The organism is Lewinellaceae bacterium, assembly GCA_020636135.1.
In the GTDB taxonomy this organism is placed as follows: Bacteria; Bacteroidota; Bacteroidia; order Chitinophagales; family Saprospiraceae; genus JAGQXC01.
Genome location: JACJYK010000001.1, coordinates 2815574 through 2836888, shown reverse-complemented (window position 1 = coordinate 2836888; position 21315 = coordinate 2815574). Strand labels below are relative to the sequence as shown.

General features: G+C 47.1%; 18 protein-coding genes. 12 read left to right on the top strand and 6 right to left on the bottom strand.

The genetic code is table 11. From position 1 onward, the window contains the following. The first annotated feature begins 6 nt into the window (after positions 1–6). On the top strand, positions 7–1527 hold the full coding sequence (locus H6570_10880; GenBank protein ID MCB9319778.1) for a DUF3570 domain-containing protein: 1521 nt from the start codon (positions 7–9) through the stop codon (positions 1525–1527). A 56-nt stretch (positions 1528–1583) separates the two neighbouring features. Here the strand turns inward: H6570_10880 and H6570_10875 are convergent, their stop codons facing one another. The 4 genes from H6570_10875 to H6570_10860 form a co-directional block, all read right to left on the bottom strand. Beyond that, complete coding sequence (locus H6570_10875) at positions 1584–2072, bottom strand: GNAT family N-acetyltransferase (protein ID MCB9319777.1); 489 nt, start codon at positions 2070–2072, stop codon at positions 1584–1586. A gap of 1 nt (position 2073) precedes the next feature. Next, positions 2074–2745, bottom strand: a complete 672-nt coding sequence (locus H6570_10870; GenBank protein MCB9319776.1) for a hypothetical protein — start codon at positions 2743–2745, stop codon at positions 2074–2076. Between the two features lie 80 nt (positions 2746–2825). Next, a complete protein-coding gene (locus H6570_10865; GenBank protein ID MCB9319775.1) occupies positions 2826–3203 on the bottom strand; it encodes a VOC family protein in 378 nt (125 codons plus the stop codon). Positions 3204–3231: 28 nt separating this feature from the next. Next, a complete protein-coding gene (locus H6570_10860; GenBank protein MCB9319774.1) occupies positions 3232–3711 on the bottom strand; it encodes a hypothetical protein in 480 nt (159 codons plus the stop codon). 388 nt (positions 3712–4099) lie between these two features. On the opposite strand from H6570_10860, the gene H6570_10855 reads away from it, so the two are divergent. The 6 genes from H6570_10855 to H6570_10830 all read left to right on the top strand — a co-directional run bounded on the left by H6570_10855 (position 4100) and on the right by H6570_10830 (position 9581). Then, positions 4100–6514, top strand: a complete 2415-nt coding sequence (locus H6570_10855) for an ABC transporter permease (protein ID MCB9319773.1) — start codon at positions 4100–4102, stop codon at positions 6512–6514. Positions 6515–7104: 590 nt separating this feature from the next. Continuing rightward, a complete protein-coding gene (locus H6570_10850; GenBank protein MCB9319772.1) occupies positions 7105–7872 on the top strand; it encodes a helix-turn-helix transcriptional regulator in 768 nt (255 codons plus the stop codon). Then, positions 7847–7957 carry an AraC family transcriptional regulator gene (locus H6570_10845; GenBank protein ID MCB9319771.1) on the top strand — a complete coding sequence of 37 codons (111 nt, stop codon included), beginning with the start codon at positions 7847–7849 and terminating at the stop codon, positions 7955–7957. Before H6570_10850 ends, H6570_10845 begins: the two co-directional genes overlap by 26 nt. A 109-nt stretch (positions 7958–8066) precedes the next feature. Further along, positions 8067–8543, top strand: a complete 477-nt coding sequence (locus tag H6570_10840) for a hypothetical protein (GenBank protein ID MCB9319770.1) — start codon at positions 8067–8069, stop codon at positions 8541–8543. Between the two features lie 199 nt (positions 8544–8742). Next, positions 8743–9111 (top strand): DsrE family protein, encoded by a 369-nt coding sequence (locus H6570_10835; GenBank protein MCB9319769.1) that lies wholly within the window; start codon positions 8743–8745, stop codon positions 9109–9111. Between the two features lie 92 nt (positions 9112–9203). Next, positions 9204–9581, top strand: coding sequence for a DUF3088 family protein (locus H6570_10830; GenBank protein ID MCB9319768.1), 378 nt, complete (start codon positions 9204–9206; stop codon positions 9579–9581). 139 nt (positions 9582–9720) lie between these two features. Here the strand turns inward: H6570_10830 and H6570_10825 are convergent, their stop codons facing one another. Next, positions 9721–15246, bottom strand: coding sequence for a S8 family serine peptidase (locus tag H6570_10825; GenBank protein MCB9319767.1), 5526 nt, complete (start codon positions 15244–15246; stop codon positions 9721–9723). 558 nt (positions 15247–15804) lie between these two features. On the opposite strand from H6570_10825, the gene H6570_10820 reads away from it, so the two are divergent. From H6570_10820 to H6570_10805, 4 genes are read left to right on the top strand one after another with little or no spacing between them, the layout of a single operon-like run. Continuing rightward, entirely contained in the window at positions 15805–16641 is an 837-nt protein-coding gene (locus H6570_10820; protein ID MCB9319766.1) for a prephenate dehydratase, read from the top strand. Continuing rightward, complete coding sequence (locus H6570_10815; GenBank protein ID MCB9319765.1) at positions 16631–17803, top strand: aminotransferase class I/II-fold pyridoxal phosphate-dependent enzyme; 1173 nt, start codon at positions 16631–16633, stop codon at positions 17801–17803. Before H6570_10820 ends, H6570_10815 begins: the two co-directional genes overlap by 11 nt. Continuing rightward, positions 17800–18645 (top strand): prephenate dehydrogenase, encoded by an 846-nt coding sequence (locus H6570_10810; protein ID MCB9319764.1) that lies wholly within the window; start codon positions 17800–17802, stop codon positions 18643–18645. Before H6570_10815 ends, H6570_10810 begins: the two co-directional genes overlap by 4 nt. Positions 18646–18651: 6 nt before the next feature. Continuing rightward, on the top strand, positions 18652–19740 hold the full coding sequence (locus tag H6570_10805) for a bifunctional 3-deoxy-7-phosphoheptulonate synthase/chorismate mutase type II (GenBank protein MCB9319763.1): 1089 nt from the start codon (positions 18652–18654) through the stop codon (positions 19738–19740). Positions 19741–20198: 458 nt separating this feature from the next. Here H6570_10805 and H6570_10800 read toward each other — a convergent pair whose 3' ends face one another. Then, positions 20199–20420, bottom strand: a complete 222-nt coding sequence (locus H6570_10800; protein MCB9319762.1) for a hypothetical protein — start codon at positions 20418–20420, stop codon at positions 20199–20201. A 59-nt stretch (positions 20421–20479) separates the two neighbouring features. Between H6570_10800 and mazG the strand changes: the two genes are divergently transcribed. Continuing rightward, complete coding sequence (gene mazG / locus H6570_10795; protein MCB9319761.1) at positions 20480–21262, top strand: nucleoside triphosphate pyrophosphohydrolase; 783 nt, start codon at positions 20480–20482, stop codon at positions 21260–21262. Positions 21263–21315: the final 53 nt, after the last annotated feature.

Here is a 21315-nt window from a genome sequence, read left to right as displayed (position 1 = left end):
AACACGATGAGAACACCTATTTGGATTATCCTGCTGAGCCTACCGGTCTGGGTGCATGCACAGGCCACAAAGAAGGCTACCGATGTAGACAAGAAATCGGAGAAGGAATACAAAAACCGGGTATTGGAAAATACCGAAATAGATCTTCTGACCAGCTTGTATGGTCAGGATGGAAACAATGGTTCGGTAACTGGGGGCATTGGCAGTGAGAAATTGACTGACTTTGCCACGGACATCAATGTGGCCATTCCCTTGAATGACGACGATGTGCTGACCATCGACGCCACCGTTTCGGCCTATACTTCAGCTTCGTCCAGCAATCTGAACCCATTCACCGGAGTGACCAATTACAGTTATGGTACGGTCGTGTCCGGCGCTTCCCGGAGTGGGGGAGGCCGTACCCGGGGTCCGTTTGGTTCACAGTCAACATCTGCCACCACTGTGGTGCGGGGCTCGCCGTGGGTGGCTGCATCCGGTGCGTCTCGGGGAGATGTCTGGTACAGTGGAGGTCTGAATTACAGCCATTCTTCGGATGACCGCAATAAGATCTACAGCGGTCATCTTAATGTCTCGAAAGAATTTGACTATGGTTCCTTCGGGGCAGGGTTGGGTTTTGTAAGGCAGTTCAATCAGAAAAACACCGAAATTGGCGTGCAGGGCTCAGTATACCTGGATAAATGGTATCCACAATATCCCACCGAGATCAAGACCTATTACCAGACCGGTGGAAATCTGAACGCAGGATTTTTCAGCGGTGTCGATATCCTGGATGCCAATGGAAATAAAATCTCGAAGACGGGCTCTACAACCTGGCAACCGTCGAATTTAAGCCTGATCGATAATACCAACCGCAACACGTATTCGTTATCGCTGAGCTTCTCACAGATCCTCAGCAAACGTTCCCAATTCTCGATCTTTTCGGATCTGGTCCTGCAGCGTGGCTGGTTGGCCAATCCGATGCAGCGGGTTTATTTCTCCGATGTTGCTAATTATTACATTGGTACTGCCGCCGATATTCCTTATTACACGTCTCCCCTGAATACCGGTGTATTTCAGTTGGCCGATGATATCGAGCGACTGCCAGAGTCACGGCTAAAAATTCCGGTAGGTCTGCGGTATCATTATTACATCAATGAATATCTGGTGGTGAAATCCTATTACCGGTATTATTACGACGACTGGGGCATTCAATCACACACGGTAAACCTTGAGTTGCCCATCAAATTAGGGAGCAAATTCACGCTTTATCCGAATTACCGCTTCTATACCCAGACGGCAGCAAACTATTTTGCTCCTTATGAGCAGCACCTTTCTACTGATACGTATTATACCAGTGATTACGATCTGTCTGCATTTAATGCAAACCAATACGGTCTGGGGCTCAAATACACCGATATCTTTTTGAAATCACATGTTGGAGTATTGGGTATTAAAAGCATTTCGCTGGATTATAATTATTACCAGCGAAATACCGGACTCCATGCCCAGATCGTTTCCTTTGGAATTAAATTTGTGACAGACCGTTGATAAAAAGGTAATTCACCTGGACTGGACAGACAGGATAATATTTTTTATTAAATCATTTAAAATTCAACCAGGTTCAGTTCAAAATATTGAGTGTCCGGTACGGGATTGTAGCGATAGGGTGGTATTTCATAAAATCCCTGTGCCAGGTATAGCTTCTGAGCGGATTTCATCGAAGCCAGGGTATCCAGACGAAGAAGGCGATATCCCAGATTTCGGGCGGACCGGATGGCGTGTTCCAGCAGTGCGGATCCTATACCTGTTCCGCGAAAGTCAGAAGGCACATACATTCTTTTTAGCTCCGCGATGTCGTTTTCCCACCGTCTGATACCCACACACCCGGCAGGTTGACCAAGGGTATCCCTGGCCAGCAACAGCGCTCCATGTGGGTGACCATATTGTGCAGACAAATGGGTTAGCTCCGAATTGAAATCCTGGAAGGAGAGATCTATACCCAGTTCACCAACATATTGACGGATCAATTGCGCTGCCACGTCGAAATCGGTGGTTGATACGGCTGATTCAATGGAAAAGAGTGGTGAGGTCACGTTAAATAGGTTTCGTCGGTTTGTTTTTCCGTAAATAAGCTTCAATGAATGCAGCCGGGGCTTGATTTTTCTGGTTTTTCTGATGTAAATCGGCACCTGCATCCAGTAGTTTTTGCACAAAATCAGGAGGACCGTTTCTTCGTAATGTAAGGTGCAGTACGCTATTTCCCTGGTCGTCGGTTTCAGCAACATTTGCACCATGATTTAAAAACCATTCAGCGATATTCCATCTCTTCCAATGACAAGCCGCCGGTAATACTCCGGGGACCACTCCAGCACCGTGGTGGGTAAAAAGTTCGGCCGCATCGACATCGTCATTCCAGGCGATGGCATACATGCAGTTATCCGGCTTTGCACCCAGCAGGATTAATTGGGTATATAATTTTTTGTTCCTTCCTTTTGCATAGGCATGCCAGAGAGGAGTAGCAGGGAATTCACAATTCGGGTCCGGTATACGGTGGATGGAATTAATGTCAAGGCCCGCCCTGAGTAGTAAATTCAGCATGGCGATGCTGTTATCCGCTTCAGCATCGTCCTTCGGGCGGACATCACCGAGGTAATGCAATGCATTCCTACCAGTCTTCTCTTCCCATTTTTGCCAGCGTGGTTGTTTTAATAATTCAGTTACAACGATGAGGTCTAATGCATGGATGGCACGTATGAATTGATTCATTGTTATGGTTGAAATGGATGAGATGTTGGCATTTGATGCTTAATAATTCGATTTATCTTTTTCGCAGCACTGCTAAAAAATTAGATCTGACCAAATGTAAGCACCATACCATTGCAATCTGTAATGGAAAACTCCCGGTTTCCATAAACCCGGTCAACAGGAGGCTGGATTATTTGTGCACCCCGCGCTGATATTTCCTCAAACATCTCGTCCAGGTTATCGGTCCATAGATAAAAATCAAATCCCACCTTGCGAAGGGCAACATTTGATCTTTGTACTTCTGCTCCATCGGATTTTCCAAAATGAATTTGTATCCCATCACGTGCTACCATGGCGTAAACCGGTGGATCGAGGAAATAGCCTATGAGCCGGAAACCAAGTTTATCCTGATAGTATTCTGCCGTTGCTACCACGTCCTCCACTACAATTTGAGGGGCTATTCCGGACAACGCTGTCATATTATTCGAATTTTTGAATTTTATTGGATCAATCCACAATGGAATAATCCGGTTGACTCAGTTGCTCAGGCAGATAATGATGTAATGTGAATCGTTTCCATCCTTTTTTATTTTTTGATTCGACGGCCCAGTAAAAACCATCGGACTCATCCGGCCAGTAAATCATCCTCGCAAGTCCGGCCGGCATCTGTGCTTCAAAACAGATTGCTTCCGGATGGATATCGGTACCATCTGCCAGGGTTCCGGTGGAATTTTTACCGTCGGAGGTAAATGACCAGAACGTGAGTACACCATTACCCATACCCAGGATAGCATGCTCCGTATAGGCAAAGCTGGTGAACTGCCAGTGAACGGTCATCTGAATGTAGTGATCACCCAGGGTGGAGGTGAACGCCCGGGTGCATTTGATCCGGCCCATCGGTGAGTCGGCTTCGGCTTTCCAGTGTCCTAATAGTGGTTTTAGGATGCCTAATTTACCTCTGCCTTTGCTCCAGTGTGATTTTGCCATCGTTGAGAATGTGTGATCAATATGCCTGAGAAATTTTATCCCAATTTACTCAGCTGCGGGCTGCAACACAAGGTTCCTGCAGGTAACTTTTTAGAACAGGACCAGCGTCATTAGGAAATGAGCTATTCCCTCGGGTACTCATCGTCTGGTAAGCGGTTCATTTTTTTTCTGAAAAAAATAATCATTTTCTGTAACGCAAGGCAGCACTTTGTTTGTCGTATGCAAGAACTAAATACGAAGGGAGGCTGGCTGTGCAGTGATGCTACCGGCAGACTTGATCTGAATTGCATATTCACGCGGTTTAGGTCAAAGCAGGCGGTAAACAGGCATTATTGCGTTCATTCCCGGACCGAATAGTTCCATTGCTAACGTATAAACCTGACTGACTATGTATAAACACTTTATCCGTTTTGGATGGCGTAATTTGTTTAAGCACAAATTGTACAGCCTGATCAACCTGGTTGGATTATCATTGAGTATGTCGGTATGCCTGCTGATCATACTGCTGATTTACAATCATTATCAATACGACAAATTCCATCCATTTGGTGACCGTACTTACCGTATTTTAAGTCATCAGAAGGGTGGCCGGAATAACTTGTTTGAATCCGGTTTTGCAACGTCGCCATTGCCACTGCGAGCTGCATTGGAAAGCCATTACCCATCCATTGAAATGATGACGAATTTGAATCATCGTTTTCAAGGTGAATTGCGGTCGGACAATCGCATCATCCAACTGGATCGGTCGCTTTTTGCCGATGAGAACTTTTTTAAAGTCTTTGGATTTACCCTGCAGGAAGGTGACCCGGAAACGGCATTAAAAAATCCGAACGGTATTGTGGTCACTCAGGATTTGTTAAAAAAACTATTTCCGGACGGTCAAGCTCTGGGAAGACTGATCAAGCTCAATGATACTTATGCATTTACGGTGACTGGTGTCCTGAATACCCCGCCCGGGGATAGTCATATCAAATTTGATGCATTGGCTTCCTTTGCTTCCTTGGCCCGGTTGAAAGCGGAAGGGTATATCGAGGAAAATTTTGACGCATGGGATAACCTGTGGAATAATTACAATTACCTGGTGCTGAAGGATGCCAGTGAAAAAGAGAATATTGAAAAAGCCATCAATAAACTGGCTGCCGAGAATATCAAACTGGATGATAAACATCCCGGGTATGAATTCAGTCTGCAAGGGATCACGGAAGTTGTGCCGGGGCGCTTTTTGGGCAATGAGATCGGATTTGCGCTTCCTAAACTCATTTTGGCATTTTTTGGATTGCTGGCTTTTATCGTGATGATCACGGCCAGCATCAATTACGCTAATCTCACCATTGCGAGTACCCTGAACCGCTTTAAGGAGATCGGCATACGCAAATCCAGCGGAGCCGAAAAACGGGAAATCATTGGCCAGTTTTTGATTGAATCAGTTTTGATGTCCACGCTCGCCCTGCTCTTTGCCATCCTCTTTTACCGGATACTGCTGTCACAGTTCAATGCGATGTGGATTTTTAACCAGGTAGGCATCCACTTGCATGATGAACCGGTAGCCTATGGGCTGTTCTTCGGTTTTACCATCCTCCTGGGATTGATAGCCGGCGTAGGTCCCGCTTTATACGCCTCCCGGATGGACCCGGTGGCCACCATGAAGGGATCCGCTGTTCCGGTCGTGCGCCGGCGTAGAAGAAGGTTAAGTATGAAGCATGTCATGATGGGCGTGCAATTCGGACTTTCCGTATTGATGCTTATTTCCTTATTCCTGATTCGTGATGAGGCTCGCTTTCTGACCAATGCCGATTATGGTTTTGACAATGAAAAGATCTATTTTATGGAACTGCAAAGCCATGACTTTGACCAGGCGCGGTCCAGATTCGGTCAGATCAGCGGCGTGCAGGAGATGACGGTAACTTCACATAATCCCGGGACAGGTATGGCACTAGGTGAAGGTTACCGGCTCCACCAGGAAGATGAACCTTTGACGATCTACCATTTTAGTGTCGATACCGGATATCTCAGGGTCATGGGATTGCAGCTGGTAGCAGGCACCGGGTTCAGTGCCGCGGCACTGGGTAATCAACAGCAGGTTGTCATCAATGAATTAGCCGCAGAGCGCCTGGGTTTTGACCCGGTCAGCGATGCCGTAGGCCAGCACCTTTTCAGGGATAGTGTCAATCAGGTGCAGATCGTCGGAATCATAAAAAATTACCACTGGGAACCTATGTTGATGCCTTTGACTCCGATGTTATTGCGGGTAAAGCCGGCTGATTATCAGTATGCCTACCTTAAGATCAGCAGCCCCCAACCCGGAGATGTGGTGCGGAATATTCAGAAGGAATGGAAAGAATTTGACCCTCTGCGGGAATTCAAAGGTGGTTTCCTTAGCCAGGAAATGGATAAATTCTACACCTTTTTATTTGATATCAGCAAGATCCTGATGCTCATCGCCCTCATGGCCATTTCCATAACCGGCCTGGGCTTACTGGGGATGATCAGCATGCGGGTACGCAGTCATATCAAGGAACTTGGAATCCGGAAAGTACTTGGAGCAACACCTTCGCATCTATTTTATGCGGTCGGTCGAGAATTTATCTGGTTAATTGCAATTTCACTGATCCTGGCTATACCATTGGCCATTTGGGTCAATGGATTATGGATTAATAATCTCGCACAGCGAAATCCAATTTCAATGTATAATGTAGCGCCTGCGGTCCTGATTTTGGTCGCCTTTAGTTTTCTGATGATTCTTTGGCAAGTTGTACAGGCGTTACGTGATAATCCGATCGAGGCTTTGAAATCAGAACAGTAATTGAACCCAAATCATGGAATAGACCCTTTCAATTAAAATACAGTAAGAGCTCCAGGTGACTGTAAATCAGGATATGATTAATGCATTGCATTGGAATAGTGTTGTAAGAATTTAAATCAATCTCTGCTTCATTAATCAAGCACTTCACTTCGTCGCCATAGCTTGCTGTGACTCCTCAGCGAATCACTTGCTAATCTTGGATAAATGAGCCTCGCAACGAATTCTATTGCATGATTTGGGTTGCACCCATAAAATCAAAAAAACATCGGACAGTAGATCCGGTTTTTATGTAGCGTGGTAACAATATAAGGGTATTTGCCATGCATTCATCGGGACAGTCGGATCGGTCAAAAATAAATGATGGAACAATTATTAAACTGACCTGACTTTTGATGAGTGTGGCTTACGGACCGGCAGTTGTTATTCTCTGACGGATCTCGTTGCAATGTGGTCAAATAATGGAGATGTTTTGCTTTTAATGGCAAAATGGCCTGAAAAACCAATTTATATGCGCTAAGAAATGAAATTCTGTGGTGTATTTGACAAGGGGTATGGCGTCATTTTATTAGTTTTAATAAAACCCAGCGCTTGTGATCCTCAATTTTTATCAAATCGTAAAGGAGAATCTGCGATTCAACCGCTTTCAATACCGGGATACAGTTTGTCTTGAATATACCTGTCCGATTGATGCTGAAGAAGTCGGCATCTTCTCCAGAAACGACTATCTCGTCTATGTCCTGAGTGGAAAGAAGACGTATATGACGATAAATGGAGAATGGACATTAAAGCCTGGTCAAAGCCTTTATCTTAAAAAAGGAGCAGAAATAATTCATCAGTATTTCGATGATGAGTATTGTATGCTGGGCTTTTTCCTGTCGGATGATCTGATCCGGGAAACATTTAAGGAATTGCAGGGTAAACGAAGATTGAATCAATCCGGCAGCAAAGATCAGACAACCGCTTTTGAAATTGAAACTTCAACTTTTCTGGAAGGTTATTTTTTGTCGATGCTCTCCTATTTTCGGGGTGTCGACCGCCCAACCGATGACATCATGGTCCTAAAATTAAAGGAATTGCTGATAAACCTGATGAACTGTGATTCTGACCTGGTGTCTTATTTTGCCGTAATTTCCGATGAGGAGAGACCTTCGCTGGAGCGGATTATGGAAAATAATTTTTGCTTTAATCTGAAATTGGAGGAATATGCCGAGCTGTGCCATCGCAGCTTATCTACTTTCAAAAGAGACTTTCAACAGCAGTTTGGTGAGTCTCCTGGAAAATGGCTCACGAAAAAGCGCGTCGAGCGCGGCCAATTTGTTGAAGAACACTACTATGAATGTAACCCAGATCGCCTTTGAATCCGGGTTTGAGGACTTGTCCCATTTCAGCAGAGCCTTTAAAAAGCAGATCGGCAAGTCACCTTCAGATTATAAAAACAACTAAAAGCTCAGTATTTAAGTATTTGAGCCGAATTGTCAAATTCTTGAACTTTTAGGCAAAACCCTACGCCTGCATTGAGGGCCATCTTTGCATCATACAAAAGCAAAGAATTATGAAACTCAATGTAACTTCAAACACCAACATCGCAGTACTTCCACTTCTGTCTAACATTCAAAAACAGCAATATTCACCGGTAATACGCTGGCTTCCCCGTTCATTTGCAGTGGGCGAAGGGATCAATGTATCCGGCCTGCTGACTGAAGAGGCTTCTGTTGCCATCGCCGAAGGCATCATACCAAATCTGGAACCAGTTTGCCGCGATTTGTTCAAGACGTTCACAGATCACAACGGCACCTACAATGCGACTCAATTTTTACCGGTACTGCAGCAAGTGGTATTTAATGACCCAACCATTTTTGAGCAGTTCAGGAAAAGCCCGGATCACAGATATATCCTGGTCCAGAACAGATACATGAAGGTGGTACTAATCCGCTGGGAACCCGGAAAATTCAGCTCAATCCATGGACACGCCAAGGGAGGCTGCGTCTATAAGGTGCTGCAAGGCGCACTGGAGGAGCGGAGGTCCTAAAGAAGGAGGTAAAGAATTGGCAGTATGTCAATATCAGAGCGGTAGTATGGCTTATCTGGATGATACCATGGCATTTCATGCTGTCGGGAATCCTTCAGATGATTATGCATACAGCTTACATGCCTATACACCTGGTATCGTCTGACTTTAAACCATCAAATCAATTTTTATTCATTTCTAATTCAAACAACAATTTATTATGACTGACAATCAAAAATTAGTAGTAGTTATCACTCATGGCTTACACGATGAAAGAGCTTCCGTAGCCTGGAGCATTGCCAATGGCGGAATTAAAAATGGACTGGAGGTCCGCGTATTCCTGGCCAGCTCGGCAGTCGACTGGGTTCGTAAAGGAGCAGCTGACCTGGTACATCTGAATCCGCTGGATCCTACCATGATAGACATGATCCAGACCGTGATCAATGCCGGTGGTGGCGTCGGAGTATGCCCCCCATGCGCCAAAGTCCGTGGATACAGCGAAGAAGACCTGATCGATGGTGTTCAGATCGTGGGCTCAGGATTCATTCACGAAGCCATCAAAGAAGGAGCATCCACCCTTTCCTTTTAATAAGATGTAGTTTGAAGTTAGTAATCACCAGCATTGTCTGGTGATTACTAACCAAACTTCAGCATTTCCGAAAGCAAAAAAAATCAATTCCAATGGCTTTAAAAGCAACAATTCATAAAGACCGCTTATTTCTGTTGAACCCCAATTTCAAAGACGAAAGACTGGGAGCCGAATCTCAGTTTTACTTTTGCCCTTTCAACGCGATGCTGGAAGGTGTTCTTCATTATTACCCTGAATTAAAAGACAAACTGGACATTACATACGTTGATTTTCCGAGACCAAGAAAGCCAATAATTCATTTCTTGGGTGAAGAAAATCAAGGTACGCCGGTACTCGTTTTGCCCTCCGGCCAGGAGCATTCAACTCAATTACCCGTACAGCAATATCGTGAAAACCGGTTTATCCACGGGTCGGAAGGGATTGCTGCTTATTTGGCAGAAAAATATGGCATTGCCCTTATTCATCCCTAACCGGCATGGCCTTACTGCCCATCTATTGCTATCCAGGCCTGCCTTTAACCCAATTCGCAAACCATTCGCTGGAAGGCAATATGGGTAAGTAAATAACTGAGCTGAATTGCCTTCCTTATGCTGAATAGGATCTATGCGCTTATGGCAATTGCTGGCATCCCAGATGTTCCAGTATTTTATTTTTCACGGAGATTTTGGAATAATATTTAAAGTGATTGATTGCCTTGTCTTCAATGAAATAATAATTCGGCGGTTTCTGGCTTCCGGAACCGACGCCAAGAGTTGACCGGATCGGGATAATAAAATCATTGGGTAATCCAAACATGATCTTGTCATCAAAAAAATCATCAAAAGAGGTATTGGGCTCGTAATCGTTTCCGATCAACAATTGGTTTGCGGTGAATGCCCAGCCCTTCAAATCCTTTTGCAGCAGATCACTTTGTTCCCGTTGATCAGCCAGACCGGGCGCCTCCACGATAACGCGCAACACAAAGCTGACCGCACTGAGAATAGCTTTGGTGACAGGCCCTAACGGGTTGATCAGCGACAAGAGGGTTGTAACCCGATTCACCAGGCCAGGGATATTGTCCGGCTCTACCAGAGGTGTACCGAAATGCGGTCCTGCCGTAAGCACCATCCGGTTGGCATTGGTAAAAACAAATTTAGCGACCAGGCATCCACGGCTGGATGAGATCACGTCGATGTCGGATAGGTTGAGCTTTAGCTTTTTCTCCAAATGCTGCTTCAAGGCGTTTCCGTTTTTAAAGACACTGGAGCGAATGGTTGACATTTCGTATGCCAGGAAATAATTTCCATAGGTGAATTTTAAACTGGCCATGAAGCGGGCATCATCAATCAAATCGGCAAAGGAACCGGAAAACTGGTTCCAGGTCCCATGCAGAAATAATAATTTCCTGTTGCCGAGTGCTGGAAGGTCAGCTTCCTTTTTAATTAATGTCGGGTTCTTGGGATCATCGGCGGAAATAAGATATAATCCTTCATCGCCGGCCAGTGGTTTGTCAAGTATAGTCCTGACAACGGCTACCACAATTTGTTTAATCTTTTTAAAGAATCCCCGGCCTCTGGCATTACCGGCTTCGGAATGGATGGAATAAATCTGCTCACCGGGCCGGAGGATCAACTGTTCACCCACACCCCGGTTATTCTGGTCTTTTTGTTCAAAATTCCAGAACGCTATTTTTTCGCCGTCTTCATATTCTACCTGATGCAATATGGCATTTGCATTGGTAAGCGTGTGTGAGATCTGTACATCTGCCGGCAGGTCTCCACGGGTTAGCGGGACGTCAGGCAGTTCAATTTTGACCATTTCAATAACCTGTCCGGCTGCTTCTGCCGGCTCTTTTTTAACTTCACTGATCTGATATTCCAATGAATTCGTCCATATCCGTACATATTCCCCTTCTTCTTTTGTCCGCACTTCATGAATAGGTACATGGATGGCGGACAACATGGAAAAATCGGCAGACCGGGTAGGTTCAGCTAGGAAAGTGTTACGCAGCTGCAGGTGCATCATGGTTTTCAGAAAACCGGATGCAAGTGGATTTTTACACAACGCTTCAGCCAATTGAGAGTTGATGCCATCCTGGCCGGCAAATTCAGCGAGATCTGTTTGGGTGTAAATCAATTGTTCTATTTCCAGGGCCAGCATATCGCAGATGGTCTGTATTTTGGCATCGGGGGATACGGCGCCTGCCCCGCTGCGGGAAGCATTGAACCACATGGCCACCAATTCGTCCAGGCCACTCCTGCCGATGCTGTCAGCTTCCGGTTTGGTGATGGAAGCCTCGAGTACTTTTGGCGATAATTCAAGAGCGAATTTTGCCTTCAGAATCCCCTGCCCGAAATATTTCTCGTACCCGGTGTTTTTATTAGCTCCTCTAAAAAGGGCTTGCCGGACAATTTCAGCTTTTTTCCACGCTTCCTTCGGCTTCAATTGAGAGAAGTAATTTCGGTGATGATGAATGTAAAGTGCAGCAGCTGCGGCGATCTGGGGCGTGGCACTGCTGGTGCCACCTCCGGTTCTGCTAAACATTTTGCCGGAGGTCGTACCGGTCCAGACCACATTCGGGGTATAAGCTGCCAGTGCATACTGCATGGCTTCCTTCGGCCCGTAACAACTTTCCATATACGGACTTCCCGCGTCACGCGTAGCCTTGTCAAATTTTATTTGATACGGCTCATGACCATAATTTACACCCACAGCAGCGATTACCCGCCGGCAGATTGCCGGATACATCAGGCTATCCGGCAATAATTTTTTCAACCCTTTGTACCATTTATTGCCGCCTGCTGACACGACCACAATTCCTGCTTCATAGGCCCGGTTGATGGCATCCACCATCAGTTTGCTGGGCGCACCGGCCATGCTCATGGTAATGACGTCTACCTTTTGTCGAATGGCATAATCAACTGCCCGGGCAAAGTTTTTACCACTCAGGAGGGCTACACTGTCACCAATGCGCAAGGAGATCACCCTGGCATAGGGGAATGCCCCCAGATAAGTGTCCCTGAACTCATCACTATCCAGAGCCATGTTCCGCCAGGCTCTTCCGGCTAATAAGCTAATCGTACCCTGTCCGTGACCCTGCTGCTCCAATCCGCCGAATTTGTACCAGATATCACGGTCAGTGGGGTCCGTGAACTCGCGGCTTTGTATCTGGTCAAAATGCAATGGCAGCGATGGATGGCCGGGAAGAATGCCGGTGTCGATATGGGCAATGAGCGGATAGGTATCAGCATCTCCGGGAATGTCCAGTGCCAATTCCGGGCAAGCGATCAGGGCTGCCGAACGCAGCTGGGAATGTTCATCATCCAGATGCCAGGATATCCTCCGCCGGTCGCCGGGACCCGGATGCGGATAGGTAGCCAGGTATTCGTCCCCGCTCCGCTCTATCGCTTCGGCAGGATCGGTATTGATGATTGAAATGAGGTCGGGCTCGGCAAAGTCACCGGCTTTGAAGTCCGTTTTGCTAGCAATGGTTTCATAGGCCAGATCCCAGTGATTTGCGGCACGCAGGCTTCTTCCCGCTGCATGCCGGATGAGTACTTCCTGTAGACGATTCTCCTGGCCGGTTCCATTTGTGGCTGCGCCATCACGGGTGAGCAATAAGCCCGTATGATACAGGGTGCCAAGCATCTGAGATGCATCCTGATCGTTGGTTGAGGAATTTGAATTCGTGCTTTTTGAATCCGTTCCCGAGCTCCCGAATAGGGCAGTGATTGTAAACGTATCCAATGAGGAAGGGTTGTCACCATATTGATCAAAGAAAGGTCTTTGGACTTCCGGCACCATTAACCGCGCCATTTCCCCGGTTAGTTTGGTTCTGAAATTCTGGATCGTCAGACTGTGGTCAAAGCTGTTTTCCAGAACCCAGGTAAATAGACCACGGCTGCTGTCGGTCTCTTGTGCCAGCTGAGTGTCCGTACAGGCGGCAAAACAGATCACGCGGGCTTTTACACCGGCTTTGTTCGTCCGGCTCTGTCCACGATTTATGGCTTGCCACTGCTGGTCGTAATATTTTTTGTTGTATTCATAAGCCTGACGTATAACGGCAAGACTGGTTTCACGGGTCCGCAGTAAAGAGCGTTGTCCGGCAGGGTTAAAAGCCCGTGATGCGGTACCACTGTGGCAACTGTCGAAGAAAAAAATGATGTTGACATCCGGTCTGAACTGCGCCAACAACGCAAAGGTCTCATCGTCGATCCATATCCCATTGTACAGGACCATGGTTTCATCAAAGGGTCTTCCGTCACCGGTCCCTGATTCATCGCCATTAAAATCTTCGATGAACCCGCCATGGCCGGCATAGGTTATGATGACGACATCCTCGGGTTGAGCCAAATTGGCAACGCGCAGCAATGCCTCCCTGAATTGTTCGCGGGTAGCCTCAGTTCCGTGGAGGATAAAATTTTGCCCTTCCGGGAAGTGGCTGGTTAAGGACGCATAATAATTCGAGTCATTGATACATCCAAATAACGTGTTTGGCATTTGCGGGTATGCACTTGGATCGACTTCATTAAGGGCCAGATGGATGGCAAAGCGGTTGACGGTTGAGGTATCCATATTATTATTGTTTTTGTGGTATGTGGAAGATGTATTTTGAGCCCTGGTCACAGCCTGAAATGCATTGATGATCCCGGATCCGTAGTCTCCGTGCCGGGTGCCGGATGGAGCGGCAGGTTTTTGGCAGGATTGGCGAAGTAAGTTCCTGATTTCTGTTAATGACAATTCCGGATTTACTGAAAGCATCAGCGCGGTTACGCCAGCCATCCCTGGCGCGGATGCCGATGTGCCACCGAAACTGTTGGTATAATCGCCGGGATCGATTCCGGAAGGACCCAGCCGGTCGGCTGCTGATAATCCATAGATGGTCGTTATCGATCCATCACGTCCCAGCAACACTTCACTACTGGGAAAGCAGCAAAATAACGGATCACCCCGGTCTGAATACCGGGTGAGGTATCCTTCCTTATTAACTGCGCCGATGGCCATGACGAATTCATTGCTGGCATAACCGTCGTATTTTACGGGCTCCGCACCGTTGCCTGCCGCAAAGAAAATAGGGCAGCCTTTACTGTTTCTTCCATAGGTTGCTGCTTTTTGCAAGGCCAGCCGGGTGTGATCAGGAAGGATGTAGGAAATTGCGTCATCTGTGATATCGTTGATCTGTCCATCCGGGGGACCCCAACTGCAACTGATGATGTCCGCTCCGTTATCAGCAGCCCACAGGATGGCCTCAGCCTCATGGACGGATCCTAATCCTTTGCAGCGTGCGATCATCAATTTCGCTTCCGGAGCCACGCCAATGGCTTTGTCGTCCCGGCTGGCGGCGATACTGGCACATGCCGTGCCGTGCCATTCGGTCATGTATTTATGGGACGCATCCTGCCTGGTATCCAGGAGGTCAATGGTCTCAACGATCTTATCACCCTGAAAAGCCAGGTGGTGCAGGTCAATACCATCATCGATGATGCAAATAGTGCTTCCTTTTCCTCTGGTCAGGGTCCAGGCGATATCCAGCTGGATCATACTGGCGGCCCAACCAGGATCGATACCTGACAATAAACTGCGGACTGCGTCATTGGGAAGTGATTTCCGCTTCACCACCATTTCAGGATAACAGCTGATGATGTTGGGTAAGGTCAGGAGCTGCCGGCAACGGTCAAATATTCCCCGTCCCAGCTCCAGCTCATCCTTGAACCGGGCAAAATAGGCGACCTCAGCCATGTAAAGACGTCGCTTTTCCTCCAGGTCATATTCTGAAAAGATGGCCTGGATAAATGCCGATGTCGTTTCAGGCGTAAATTGAATGTAAATATTCCCCGTATAGATCTGGTAGCTTCCGGTATCGCTGCGCTGGAGGATGGTACCAATGTATATCAGGCTCACGTCAGCCATGGCCCGGACAGTTGCTTTGATCTGATCCCTGCTTGTAGCTGGCTCTGGTCCCATTACCCTGAAGACCTCCGCGCTGGCCTCCGGATAGTCATCGACCGGAAGGTAATCGATGTCCCGTATATACCCGGCCTTTACGAGAATCGATTCCGGTTCCGCAGGGGCTTCCGTCCGAATGATCATCAGATCGGGTGACGGGATGTATTCCAGATCGTTGGTTCGGCTGAGATTGTAATGCAGGCTTGGCATGTGGCAGCGATGTTCTTTCCGGTTATGGAGTGGTTATAAGAAGTACTTTATGGGCGCCGGAACACTTAAATTATTGATTTTTAGCGAGAAATGCAAGTATATACAGCAGGGCAATAAATGCATCGGGATAATTCCGGTATGGATGGCAATGGGATAGGGTTACTGTATTTTCTGCTTGGAATGGATCTTGAAAAAGAAATTTGGATTAAATAAATAGACCCGTCCATTGCAATCTCCGGTAAAAAGTGCTAGGTTTGTTTCGTTAACAAGCCTTTCATGCAGCATATACGCGCCTTTTATTTTTACTTTTTTAACGACCATGCCGGGATTTCCTAGCGTGCCATTGCCGTTTGCAGCATGAAGGAGTCCCGAAAAAGAGACTCCTTTTTTGTTTTAGAACCGAAAGAAATACATGACCAGAGCGTACACATATCAGTTTTACTTTAGCTTTTATTTTAGAAAATCACGGGACTCCAGTTGATTTTGAAGCCGTTTTGGTTGAAAAAATAAAGGAGTCCCGAAGTCGAGACTCCTTTTTTATTTAAACGAATGATTGTTATGAAGCGAGTGAGTATACAAGGTTATCCAGGAGCTTTCCACGAGATCGCTGCCCGGACCTATTATCCGGCGGAGCAGATTCAGGTTATTCCTTGCGATACTTTTGAAGAAGTGGTTGAACGAACCGAATCCCACGAAGACTGTGATATAGGGATGATGGCCATTGAAAACACCATATCCGGATCCCTGCTATCGAATTACATGCTGCTCTATAATAGCAAACTGAATATTATCGGGGAGGTCTACCTGCGTATAAAACAAAACCTGCTGACTTTACCGGGTGTCAAAATTGAAGACCTTAAAGAAGTTTATTCCCATCCGATCGCCATAGCTCAGTGCCGCGAGTTTTTCGAGAACTATCCCAACATCAAAATTATCGAACACATTGACACCGCATTGAGCGCACGCATGGTCAAAGATTGGGGAAAGCCGGAGGTGGGAGCGATAGCCAGTACCCTGGCCGCCGATATGTACGGTTTGAATATCCTTAAACGGAGCATTGAGACCAACAAACAAAATTATACCCGCTTCCTGGTTCTGGACCGTAAACCACGCAAGCAGGAATTTATGTACAATAAGATATCCATTTGTTTCACGGTGTCCCATGAAATAGGCAGCTTGCACAAAGTATTATCCATTCTGGCATTCCATCACGCCAATTTGACCAAGATTCAGTCCGTACCACTGCTGGGAAAGCCATTTGAATACCTTTTCTTTGCAGATTTTATTTTGGAAGACCGGGCTCACATGAAATTTGCCCTGGATTCCATCAAGCCATTTACAGGACGTATGAAAATATTAGGCAATTACCCTAAAGGAGCATACTATGCCAACTGAAGCATCCAATCGCCTGCAGGGAGTGGAGGAATATTACTTCTCCCTCAAGCTGAAAGAGATCGCCAAATTGCAGTCCTCCGGGAAAGCTATTATCAATTTGGGTATCGGCAGCCCTGACCTGGCACCCGATGCTTCGGTCAATGAGGTGCTGAGTGCGCAGAGCAACCGCCCGGACACGCATGCCTATCAATCGTACATAGGCTTGCCCGCCTTGCGGGAAGCCTGGGCGTCGTTCTATCAAACCTGGTACCAGGCAGAACTGGATCCGCTTACGGAGGTTCTGCTCCTCATGGGATCCAAAGAAGGCATCATGCACTTATCGATGGCCTTTATCAATCCCGGAGATGAAGTTTTAGTGCCTAATCCGGGCTACCCGACCTATGCATCCGCTTCACGACTGGCCGGGGGAGTAGTTCGGACGTATGATCTTGATGCAGAAAATAACTGGCTTCCGGATTTGGAAAGCCTGGGCCGGGAGGACCTGAGCAATGTAAAAATTATGTGGATCAATTATCCGCATATGCCTACCGGTGCACTTGCTACCCCTGCCTTTTTTGACGACTGTATCCGCTTTGCCCGCGAGCATAACCTGATCCTGGCCCACGATAATCCGTATAGCTTCATACGTAACCAGCATCCCATCAGTTTGCTCTCAAGGCCGGGAGCGAAAGAGGTAGCCGTCGAGTTGAATTCCCTGAGCAAGAGTCATAATATGGCCGGATGGCGTCAGGGGGTCATGGCGGGCAGTCCAGCCATCCTCAGTGATGTCCTTCGATTTAAAAGCAATATGGATTCCGGGATGTTTGCCCCGTCGCAGTCAGCAGCTGCCCAGGCACTTTCACTGGGTCAGGATTGGTTTGACCATCTGAATAAGGTGTACCGTGAACGGGAAGAGCGGGTTTATGCACTGATGGATGCATTGGAATGCAGTTACGATCCTGACTCGGTCGGGATGTTTGTCTGGGGCAAAGTGCCGGATCATGTCAGGGATGGATACGAATTATCGGATCAGATCCTGTATGGAAATGATGTATTTATTACTCCGGGAGGGATCTTTGGTTCCCAGGGTGACCGCTATATCCGGATATCGTTATGTGCACCGGTGTCCACATTTGATACTGCTCTGGAGCGTTTAAAAACAACTGCGGCGATTAAGTCATGAATCAGATAACAATTATCGGTCTGGGGCACATTGGCGGCTCTTTTGCAAAAGATATCCGAGAACGGGGTATTGCCGGTAAATTAGTCGGAGTGGAGGCAAACGAAAGCCATGCCAGCCAGGCTTTGGAACTGGGATTGGTTGACCAGGTGATGCCATTGAACGAGGCATTGGCCGATGCCGACCTGATTTTACTCACCATACCGGTAGATGCCATGTTGCAGGTGTTGCCGCAGATTCTGGATCTTGTGAAACCAGGCCAAACGGTGATGGATGCCGGTTCTACGAAGGAGGCACTGATCTTGGCAGTCAGGGAGCATCCCATGCGCAGCCGTTATGTGGCTTCTCATCCGATGGCCGGAAGGGAGAACTCCGGACCTGGCGCGGCCATCAGTGGATTGTTTGAGGGAAAATGTTCGGTGATCTGCAATCGTGAGGGGAGTGCTCCTGATGCGGTAGATACCGTCATTGATCTTTATGAGGCATTGGGTATGCGGATGGTTGAGCTGGAAGCCCACGAGCACGACTTGCATGCAGCCTATGTTTCTCATATCTCTCATATTTCTTCCTTTGCACTGGCTCTGACCGTTTTGGCGAAGGAAAAGGATGAGAAGCGGATATTTCAGCTGGCCAGTGGCGGTTTCGATTCGACGGTCCGCCTTGCTAAAAGTTCACCGGAGATGTGGGTTCCAATATTCCGGCAGAACCGGGACAACGTATTGGATGTTCTGGATGAACACATCAATGTCCTGTCGCGTTTTCGCAGCCTTCTAATCAAAAAGGATTTTAATACATTCCACGAATTAATTGATCAGGCAAATCACATTCGCAAAATATTAAAGTAAGCCATCATGGAAATGAACATCAAACCCGTATTTGAAAATCTGAAAAGACCCGTACTTATTGCCGGTCCATGCAGTGCCGAGACCGAAGAACAGGTGATGCGCACCGCCGAACAGCTCGCCGATAAAAACATTGACTTGTTTCGTGCCGGTATCTGGAAGCCGCGCACCCGGCCAAATTCTTTCGAAGGGATCGGAAGGGATGGATTACGCTGGTTAAAGCAGGTAAAAGAAACCTATGGACTAAAGACCACAGTCGAGGTTGCTAACACGCAGCATGTCTTCGAATCCCTGAAGGCAGGTGTCGATGTGCTCTGGATTGGGGCAAGGACGACTGTCAACCCATTTTCCGTTCAAGAGGTCGCAGATGCACTGGAAGGTATCGATATACCGGTATTGGTTAAAAATCCCATCAATCCGGATCTCAGTCTTTGGATTGGTGCCATCGAACGGATGTACAAAGCCGGCATAAGCCGTATTGGGATCATCCATCGTGGATTCAGCACCTATGGCAAATCCGTTTATCGCAATGTGCCCCGGTGGGAAATTGCCCTGGAACTAAAAAGACGCTATCCCGATTTGCAGCTGATCGTTGACGCCAGTCATATCTGTGGAAACCGGACATTGCTGAGAGATATTTCGCAGCAGGCGCTGGATCTGAATTACGACGGGGTGATGTTGGAAACGCACATAGATCCGGATAATGCCTGGAGTGATGCAGCCCAGCAGGTCACACCATTGGGTTTCCAGGAGATCGTAGACCGGCTGATCATTCGCGAGTTGAAGTCCAACAGCAAGGAATACCAGGAGAATATCCATGAATTGCGTAACCAGATCGACAACATCGACCGGGAAATCATGCATTTACTGGGTGACCGGATGAAATTGTCCGAGGACATTGGCAATTATAAAAAACTGAATAACATCTCCATTTATCAGCCCGACCGGTGGAATGAGATCATCGAGACGGTGGTTAAAAAAGGAGAGGACCAGGGGCTGAGCGGTGACTTTATCCGCAAGGTGTTCACGGCGATTCATGAAGAGTCCATCAACCACCAGGCAAAAATTATGAACGAAACCATCGAGGTGAAGTCCTGAGCGTAAATACCATCAGGCTACCTGGACTGAGCCATAGTAAAGAACATAGATAGGTTAAGAGACCTGCATGGTGTCGGGGCGAATGTGGACACGATGCAGGTCTTTCTTTTAGGGGGTTGCAGCAGACGGAAAAAGATGTGAAAAAAATTTAATATAATGTTGCTTAATATATAAGCAGTTTTTTATATTTGGCTTATGTATGGGAGTTAAAAAAATGTGATTTTTCTCCGTCATACACTTTATAGGTTACTATTATTTGTAGCATCTTTAGGCCATCCCAAATCCGAAGCCGTAAAGTCATAGAGCAAGACGAAGTGTAAAACGGATAAGTATGTTGATTTTGACGATTGTGGGTCTGGCTATATTTATGAGCGTTTCGTTAATGGTAGGTTCTCGCATTATCGATAAGCGATAGACTTTACCAACGACGAAATTGTTTAAGCAGTGGATTATGGTGGTCAGGATACCGCCTTTCCCTCCTTAACTTCGGGCATTTTGCAAGCCTCACCCGTTACCCTGCCACAAACTGTGCATTCTCCGATTTCATTTTTCAACAATGGATTATTGGTAGCACAGGTTCCTCTAAATTCATTTCCCGTCAGTATGTGACGAATGTTGATCAATCCGAAGGAGATCAGGAAGACTCCAAAGATGATTGCTAAAACATATAAGAATTCCATCAGGATGTAAGGTTGTTTTGTTAATCTTTGCAACAAAGGTACAAACTAAAAGTTCCATAATGATGCCTGATGATACAAAGTTGATCGCGTTCGGACGTTTGCTGCGAATCATGGATGAGCTCCGTGAACAATGCCCCTGGGATCGCAAGCAAACCATCCACAGCCTGCGGAATCTCACCATCGAAGAGACCTATGAGCTGGCCGATGCCATCCTGGATGAGGACTGGGAGGGCATCAGGGAAGAGATCGGTGATCTGCTGCTGCACATGGTTTTTTATGCCCGCATTGCCAGTGAGCAGGGGCAATGGGATATAGCAGATGCCTTGAATGCGGTGTGTGATAAGCTGGTCAAGCGGCATCCCCACATCTACGGGGATGTGAAAGTCCGGAATGATGACGATGTCAAGCGGAACTGGGAGCAGATCAAATTGCAGGAGGGGAAAAAGTCCATCCTCGCCGGAGTGCCCAATTCTTTGCCGGCTATGGTCAAGGCATACCGGATGCAGGAAAAGACCAAGCAAGTAGGTTTTGAATGGGAGACGACAGACCAGGTTTATGCAAAGGTGGAGGAGGAAATGCAGGAGTTGCAGGAAGTCCTGAGAGAGTCACCGGATAATCATCAGCGTGTGGAGGATGAGTTTGGCGATGTGCTGTTTGCCCTGGTGAATTACGCGCGATTTCTGGGCGTCGATCCGGAGACGGCCCTGGAGCGGTGTAACCGAAAATTCAAAAGGAGATTTGAATACATTGAAGCACAGGCACCCCGGCCACTGCCGGAAATGACGCTGGAGGAGATGGATGCCTTATGGAATGAAGCCAAAACGGGGGAGCAGGACTCGTAAAATAAAATCTGCATGAACTACTGGTAATAAATGGATAAAGCATTATCTTTGCA

Excerpts from the sequence above, each read along its gene's own strand:
- H6570_10820 (MCB9319766.1), top strand. The coding sequence starts at position 15,805 with ATGAAGCGAGTGAGTATACAAGGTTATCCAGGAGCTTTCCACGAGATC.
- H6570_10855 (MCB9319773.1), top strand. The coding sequence starts at position 4,100 with ATGTATAAACACTTTATCCGTTTTGGATGGCGTAATTTGTTTAAGCAC.
- H6570_10805 (MCB9319763.1), top strand. The coding sequence starts at position 18,652 with ATGGAAATGAACATCAAACCCGTATTTGAAAATCTGAAAAGACCCGTA.
- H6570_10840 (MCB9319770.1), top strand. The coding sequence starts at position 8,067 with ATGAAACTCAATGTAACTTCAAACACCAACATCGCAGTACTTCCACTT.
- H6570_10880 (MCB9319778.1), top strand. The coding sequence starts at position 7 with ATGAGAACACCTATTTGGATTATCCTGCTGAGCCTACCGGTCTGGGTG.
- H6570_10815 (MCB9319765.1), top strand. The coding sequence starts at position 16,631 with ATGCCAACTGAAGCATCCAATCGCCTGCAGGGAGTGGAGGAATATTAC.
- H6570_10870 (MCB9319776.1), bottom strand. The coding sequence starts at position 2,745 with ATGAATCAATTCATACGTGCCATCCATGCATTAGACCTCATCGTTGTA.
- H6570_10810 (MCB9319764.1), top strand. The coding sequence starts at position 17,800 with ATGAATCAGATAACAATTATCGGTCTGGGGCACATTGGCGGCTCTTTT.
- H6570_10860 (MCB9319774.1), bottom strand. The coding sequence starts at position 3,711 with ATGGCAAAATCACACTGGAGCAAAGGCAGAGGTAAATTAGGCATCCTA.
- H6570_10845 (MCB9319771.1), top strand. The coding sequence starts at position 7,847 with ATGAATGTAACCCAGATCGCCTTTGAATCCGGGTTTGAGGACTTGTCC.
- H6570_10835 (MCB9319769.1), top strand. The coding sequence starts at position 8,743 with ATGACTGACAATCAAAAATTAGTAGTAGTTATCACTCATGGCTTACAC.
- H6570_10830 (MCB9319768.1), top strand. The coding sequence starts at position 9,204 with ATGGCTTTAAAAGCAACAATTCATAAAGACCGCTTATTTCTGTTGAAC.
- H6570_10865 (MCB9319775.1), bottom strand. The coding sequence starts at position 3,203 with ATGACAGCGTTGTCCGGAATAGCCCCTCAAATTGTAGTGGAGGACGTG.
- H6570_10800 (MCB9319762.1), bottom strand. The coding sequence starts at position 20,420 with ATGGAATTCTTATATGTTTTAGCAATCATCTTTGGAGTCTTCCTGATC.
- H6570_10825 (MCB9319767.1), bottom strand. The coding sequence starts at position 15,246 with ATGCCAAGCCTGCATTACAATCTCAGCCGAACCAACGATCTGGAATAC.
- mazG (MCB9319761.1), top strand. The coding sequence starts at position 20,480 with ATGATGCCTGATGATACAAAGTTGATCGCGTTCGGACGTTTGCTGCGA.